The 6230-nt window shown below is 60.8% G+C and carries 6 protein-coding genes; all 6 read left to right on the plus strand.

From position 1 onward, the window contains the following. Window positions 1–6 precede the first annotated feature (6 nt). The 6 genes from ARB25_RS05070 (at window position 7) to ARB25_RS05090 (ending at window position 6136) form a co-directional block, all read left to right on the plus strand. Window positions 7–792, plus strand: a complete 786-nt coding sequence (locus ARB25_RS05070) for an amino acid ABC transporter ATP-binding protein (RefSeq protein ID WP_055286322.1) — start codon at window positions 7–9, stop codon at window positions 790–792. A 72-nt stretch (window positions 793–864) separates the two neighbouring features. Then, a complete protein-coding gene (locus ARB25_RS05075) occupies window positions 865–2280 on the plus strand; it encodes a M20/M25/M40 family metallo-hydrolase (RefSeq protein ID WP_055286323.1) in 1416 nt (471 codons plus the stop codon). 228 nt (window positions 2281–2508) lie between these two features. Continuing rightward, a complete protein-coding gene (gene prfA, locus ARB25_RS05080) occupies window positions 2509–3576 on the plus strand; it encodes a peptide chain release factor 1 (RefSeq protein ID WP_055252487.1) in 1068 nt (355 codons plus the stop codon). A 597-nt stretch (window positions 3577–4173) separates the two neighbouring features. Continuing rightward, on the plus strand, window positions 4174–5424 hold the full coding sequence (locus ARB25_RS05085; protein WP_055286325.1) for a N5-glutamine methyltransferase family protein: 1251 nt from the start codon (window positions 4174–4176) through the stop codon (window positions 5422–5424). Between the two features lie 68 nt (window positions 5425–5492). Beyond that, a complete protein-coding gene (locus ARB25_RS10375) occupies window positions 5493–5678 on the plus strand; it encodes a type II toxin-antitoxin system HicA family toxin (RefSeq protein WP_082421878.1) in 186 nt (61 codons plus the stop codon). Then, window positions 5645–6136 (plus strand): type II toxin-antitoxin system HicB family antitoxin, encoded by a 492-nt coding sequence (locus tag ARB25_RS05090; protein WP_156327686.1) that lies wholly within the window; start codon window positions 5645–5647, stop codon window positions 6134–6136. The genes ARB25_RS10375 and ARB25_RS05090 overlap by 34 nt, the downstream gene beginning before the upstream one ends. Window positions 6137–6230 lie beyond the last annotated feature (94 nt).

Genomic DNA, 6230 nt, shown 5'->3' on the forward strand with positions numbered 1-6230 from the left:
ATCATCATGGCAGATACCGCCACTACCGGCGTTGCGGCCGCCGCACAGACCAATGAGCCGCTCATCCGCGTCGAGGGCCTGCGCAAAAGCTTCGGCTCGCTCGAGGTGCTCAAGGGCATCGACCTGTCCGTTAAATCAGGCGAGGTCGTCACCATTATCGGCGCCTCGGGCTCGGGCAAGTCGACCTTCCTGCGCTGCCTCAACCTGCTCGAGACCCCGGACGCGGGCCACATCTGGTTCCACGGTCAGGATCTCACGGCCGAGCGCTGCAACATTAACAAACTGCGTGAGGACATCGGTATGGTGTTCCAGGGCTTTAACCTGTTCAACAACATGGATGTGCTCGACAACTGCACGCTTGCGCCCGTCACGCTCAAAAAGATGAGCAAGGCCGAGGCTGAAAAAATTGCGATGGAGCATCTGACGAGTGTGGGACTCGAAAAGTTCGCGCACGCCGCCGTGGGCCGCCTGTCCGGTGGTCAAAAACAGCGCGTGGCCATCGCTCGTGCCCTGTGCATGAATCCGCAGATTATGCTGTTCGACGAGCCGACCTCCGCGCTCGACCCCGAGATCGTGGGAGAGGTGCTCGAGGTCATGCGCAAGCTCGCTGCCGACGGCATGACCATGGTCGTCGTCACGCACGAGATGGCCTTTGCCCGCACCGTGTCCGATCGCGTGGTCTTTATGGACAAGGGCGTGGTCCTCGAGGACGCCGCGCCGGCCGAGCTCTTCGGCAACCCCAAGCACCAGCGCACCCGCGAGTTTCTCTCGCGTTATCTCGAGGACAAATAACCAACCGCAAATGTTTGCGTGGCAGGGCCGCTCCGGTGGGGCGGCCCTCGTCATCACAATCGAAAGGATGTCATGGCCGAGGTTTGGCGCTTCTTTGCGCATGAGGACGATTTTGCCGATTTGGACGAAACTGGCGCGTGCGAGCGCTTGGGCCGCGTGCTGTCATTTCCGACCATCTCGAGTATGGATGCCGAGGCGGTGGACTGGCAGCCGTTCGACGACCTGCGCGCCTATATGCAGCAGGCGTGGCCGCGCGTGTTCGCGGCGGGCGAGGTCGACCTTATCGACCATTCGCTATTGGTGACGCTTAGCGGTTCCGACCCTGACCTCAAGCCCATTATGCTCATGGGCCACATGGACGTGGTTCCCGTGGTGCCGGGTACCGAGGCCGACTGGACGCACGACCCCTTTAGCGGGCACGTGGACGACACCTACATCTGGGGCCGTGGAGCGATCGACATGAAGGACCAGGTCGCAGGCATTCTCGAGGCTGTCGAGTATGCGCTGGCGCACGGTTGGCAGCACGAGCGGACGCTGCTCCTGGCCTTTGGCCAGGACGAGGAGACGACGCAGTGCGGCGCAGGCGCCATCGGCCGCGCGCTCGAGGAGCGCGGTGTTGAGCTCGAGTTCCTGATCGACGAGGGCGACTACCGCATCGTTTCGGATGCCGAGTACAGCGCGGGCGAGGGTTGGCTCATGCACGCCGACCTCGCGGAGAAGGGCTATGCCGACATTGTGCTCAAGACAAAGAGCGCGGGTGGACATTCTTCCAACCCCTACGGCGGCACGTCGCTCGAGGTGCTTAGCCGTGCCATCACCGCAATCTGCGATATCGAGTGGCCGACGCGCGTCACGGACCTGCTTGCCGCACAGCTCGTCGAGCTGGGGCTTTACACGGCCGATGAAATTGCCGCCAACGGGGGCGCCATTGTCCGCGATTGCCTCGCCAGCAAGAAGCTCTATCCGCTCGTGACCACCACCTGCGCGCCCACGCAGGTCGAGGGTGGCAGCACCGGCGCCAACGTAATGCCGCAGGATATGTGGGCCAATATCAATTTCCGTATGCTCGAGGGCACGAGCGTGGCCGATGTCGTGGCCCGCTGCCGCGTCGCCGTTGCCGAGGCGGGGCTCGCCGACCGTGTCGAGGTCGAGCTCGGCCCCGGCAGCTCCGAACCCTCGCCGTCTCCGCGCATCGGCGGACCGGGACTCGAGGCGGTTCGCTCCATCGCCGCCCGCTATTTCCGTGATCCAAAGGGGACGGAGGAAAACGGATCATCCGAGCCGTTGGCGATTGTCCCCTCGACCGTGATCGGCGCGACCGACGCTGCCAACTACCAGCGCATTTGCTCCGAGTGCATTCGCTTCTCGGCCTTTGTGGTCGACGATGACGAGTGCGATCGCGGCGTCCACGGCACCAACGAGCGCATTACCCGCCGCGCCTACCTCCAGGGTGTCCGCTTCCTCGTCGCCCTGATCCATACGCTTTAGAATCCGACAAAGGGACTGTCCCTTTGTCGGATTCCGTGCGGGTTATATGCAGGTTTGCCTGCGCACGCTATCATATATGGGTTAGACCGCAACTATGTACCCCATACGCGAAGGGATGCGCATGTATCTGAAGATCGACATGCTCTAGCTGGACTTACCCCCGCAGCGGCGCCCCGCGCCCCATCAATTCTGCCGATTTTCGCCTTCACGCATATAAAGGAGTCCGTCATGCGCGACAAGCTCGAAAAGATCATCAAGGCCTACGAGGAGCTCGAGAAGAAGCTTTCCGACCCGGCCGTCGCCTCCGATATCAAGGAGTTCACGCGTCTCAACAAGGAGTACGCGCACCAGTCCGACCTCATTGCCGCCTCGCGCGAGTACATCGGCGCGCTCGATGACATCGAGGCTGCCAAGGAAATGCTGCACGATACCACCGATGCCGATGAGAAGGAGATGCTCCAGATGGACATCTCCGAAAACGAGGCCAAGCTTCCCCAGCTCGAGGAAGACATCAAGTACATGCTCATCCCGAGCGACCCCAACGACGACAAGAACACCATCGTCGAGATCCGCTCCGCCGCCGGTGGCGACGAGGCGGCCATCTTCGCCGGCGATCTGTACAAGATGTACCAGCGCTTTTGCGAGTCGCGCGGCTGGAAGACTACCGTGCTCGATTCCAGCCCCAGCGAGGCCGGTGGCTTTAAGTCCATCGAGTTCAAGGTCGAGGGCGACCGCGTCTACTCCGTCATGAAGTTCGAGTCCGGCGTGCACCGCGTCCAGCGCGTTCCCAAGACTGAGTCCCAGGGCCGCATTCAGACCTCCACGGCTACCGTCGCCGTACTTCCCGAGGCCGAGGAGATCGACGTCCAGATCAACCAGTCCGACCTGCGCATCGACACCTACTGCGCCTCCGGCCCTGGCGGTCAGTGCGTTAACACCACCTACTCCGCCGTGCGCATCACCCACCTGCCCACCAACACCGTGGTGCAGTCGCAGGAGCAGCGTTCCCAGATCCAGAACCGCGAGGTCTGCATGCAGATGCTGCGCGCCCGTCTGTACGAGATGGAACTCGAGAAGCAGCAGGCCGAGCTCGGTGCCGAGCGCCAGAGCCAGATTGGCCACGGCAACCGTTCCGAGAAGATCCGTACTTACAACCAGCCCCAGGACCGCGTGACCGATCACCGTATCGGCTTCAACTCCACCTACAACGGCGTCCTTCTGGGCGATCAGCTCGGCACCGTCATCGAGGCACTTGCCGCCGCCGAGCGAGCCGAGAAGCTGGCACAAGCAGTTTAGGTTACGCGGTTTTACCAAACCGCGTAACGGCTCGACGCTGCGCGACGTCCAGAGCGACAATTTGTCATTCAAAAGGCGAGGCATGACCAGAAGGTCTATGCCTTGCCTTTTTCATGCCAACTTGTTCGCTCTGGACGTCGCTCGCTGTCCGTCCTCTACCTGCGGCGTTCTCTTGGGTAGTCATTGGGGACGTTCTTAAATGACTAGGTTGAGTAAATTGCTATTCGAGTTTATTTAATCTGCTTTGTTAGAAATTAAGCAATTTAACTGCTTAAAGCAATCAACGGCGTTTATCTGCTATCGATAATAATGCTCAAAAAATCGTCCGAGAAGTCGCAGTGCATTTTTTGATGCGTCGCACGTCAAGTGATTTGGCAAGTTCTTGGTTAGATATTGGTCAGTTTTGGGTCAACCTTGCCAAAAGCTTGACGAATGCAAATCTAGACGTCGGCGAATGAACATTTCAGGCAGGTTCCAAGCAAAATTCTGGGCTGATTCTCGATAATCGCCTTCAATCGCCCCTTGCCAAGCGCTGGCCTCGCGTACAATCTGCTCCGACATTCGCGCGCCATCCGGCGCTTAAGAGGGGAGGGCCCCATGGCAAACGAGATTTGGACCATCAAGCGTTGTCTCGAGTGGACCAAGGAGTACCTGGCCGAGCGCGGCGAGGAGCACCCCCGTCTTTCTGCCGAGTGGCTGCTCTGCGCTGCCACGGGTTTGGCACGCATCGACTTATATATGCGCATGGACGAGACGCTTAACGCGGCTCAGCTCGAGACCATGCACGCGGCCGTTGTTCGTCGCGCTAAAGGTGAACCGCTGCAGTACATCACCGGCAGCACGCAGTTTCGCATGATCGACGTCACGTGCGCCCCCGGCGTGCTCATTCCGCGTCCCGAGACCGAGATGCTCGTCGAGGAAGTCCTCAATTATCTGGATGCCGAGGTGCTGAGCCCCGAGGCTGCTGCCCGTCAGCGTGTTGAGCTGCCTTGGAACGATGAGGTCGAGCAGGCTCGCAAGGCTGAGGCCGCGCTGGCAGACGAACGCGCGACCGCCGAGCGCCGTGCCGCCAACCTGACGGCCGCCGATGAGGCTGCGCTGGGTAGCGACGTGCTCGGCAGCCGTGCCTATGCCGAGGAGCTGGCCGACCGCGAGGCCGAGGAAGCCGCCGCGCAGGCAGCAGAAGCCGAAGCCGCGGAAGCCGCCGAGTCCGAGCTCGACGAATACGGCATCGCCATCGAGGGTGCCGGCCAGGAGACGGCTTCAGCTCAGGATGCCGCTGCGCCTGCTCCAGCCGAGCCCCGCACTGCCCGCGTTCTCGAGGTCGGCTGCGGCACGGGCTGCATCTCGCTCTCCCTTGCCTGGGAGCGTCGCGGCCACGTTACCTGCACCGCCACCGATATCGAGCCGCGCGCCATCGATCTGGCCACCAAAAACCGCGACGCCCTCGGCCTCACGGCAGATGAGGTTGCCTTTAGCCTCACCAACCTGGTGAGTTCCATTCCCCACGACGAGTGGGGCACCTTCGACGTGCTTGTCTCCAATCCGCCCTACATTCCGACCGACGTCATGCGCTCACTGCCGCACGAGGTCAAGGACTTCGAGCCCGACCTGGCGCTTGAGGGCGGCGCCGACGGCCTCGATATCTTCCGCCGCCTGCTCAATGCGGCGCCTTACATGCTGCGCGCCGGCGGCCTGTTTGCCTGCGAGCTCTACGAGGGTGCCCTCGACGCCGCCGCCGAGCTCTGCCGCCAGGCAGGCCTTTCGGACGTGCGTATCGTTCACGATCTCACCGATCGTCCCCGCATCGTTCGAGCCATCGTCACCGAGCCCAAACAGCGCCAGTAATATTTATTAACTGGTTAGCAAAAATTATAAAATAGTTTATAATTAGGACGGCTGAAAGAGGTCGGCCCATGCAACCTCCTACCTTTCGGGAAATCATTGCCCTACTCAAGCACGATGGATTCGTGAAGGTCGCGCAAGTCGGTAGTCATGCTAAGTATGTTTCTGGTGACCGTGTTGTCACCGTGAACGGCTCTGGTGGTGATCGACCAAAGAAGGGCACGTGGGCAAGTATTCGTCGCCAAACTGGATGGTAGTTGGAGGCAAAATGAGGCAGCGATTTACCTATGACTGCGTTCTCATAAAAGAAGACGACGGTTACTGCGCCAGCTTCCCGCAGATTCCCGGCGCCTTTGCCGATGGCGATACACGCGAAGAAGCGATTGCCCATGCCACCGAGGCGCTGATGGCGTTTTTGGCCGACGACCTCAACAACGGTTTGACTCCGGCAGGGTACGAACACTCGGCCGAGGTCGTGGCCCTTTCAGCCGAAATCGACCACGAGGACGCTCGGGAAGCGGCGTGCCGAACATTTAAAGACGCAGCGCTGGACCTCAAAGTCTCCGCTCCGCGGATTACCGCGCTGGTCAAAGCCGGAAAGCTCGATGTTGAACTCGTCGACGGCCGTCGGATGATAACGATAGACAGCATCGAGCGCTACGCCGCCCAAAAACGCCACGCCGGCAGGCCAAAGAAGTTCGTCGCAGTCCAATAACCCCCTCACTTTCACCGACTACTAGAGCCGCTCACCAAACCAACATGCGCTCTGGGCAAATAGATTGAACGTTTCGTGCGAGAATGCCCCACAG

This window comes from Collinsella aerofaciens, assembly GCF_001405375.1.
GTDB lineage: Bacteria > Actinomycetota > Coriobacteriia > Coriobacteriales > Coriobacteriaceae > Collinsella > Collinsella aerofaciens_F.

What these genes read in the sequence shown, in the direction of transcription:
- ARB25_RS05070 (WP_055286322.1), top strand. Translation starts at nt 7, where the DNA reads ATGGCAGATACCGCCACTACCGGCGTTGCGGCCGCCGCACAGACCAAT.
- ARB25_RS05075 (WP_055286323.1), top strand. Translation starts at nt 865, where the DNA reads ATGGCCGAGGTTTGGCGCTTCTTTGCGCATGAGGACGATTTTGCCGAT.
- prfA (WP_055252487.1), top strand. Translation starts at nt 2,509, where the DNA reads ATGCGCGACAAGCTCGAAAAGATCATCAAGGCCTACGAGGAGCTCGAG.
- ARB25_RS05085 (WP_055286325.1), top strand. Translation starts at nt 4,174, where the DNA reads ATGGCAAACGAGATTTGGACCATCAAGCGTTGTCTCGAGTGGACCAAG.
- ARB25_RS10375 (WP_082421878.1), top strand. Translation starts at nt 5,493, where the DNA reads ATGCAACCTCCTACCTTTCGGGAAATCATTGCCCTACTCAAGCACGAT.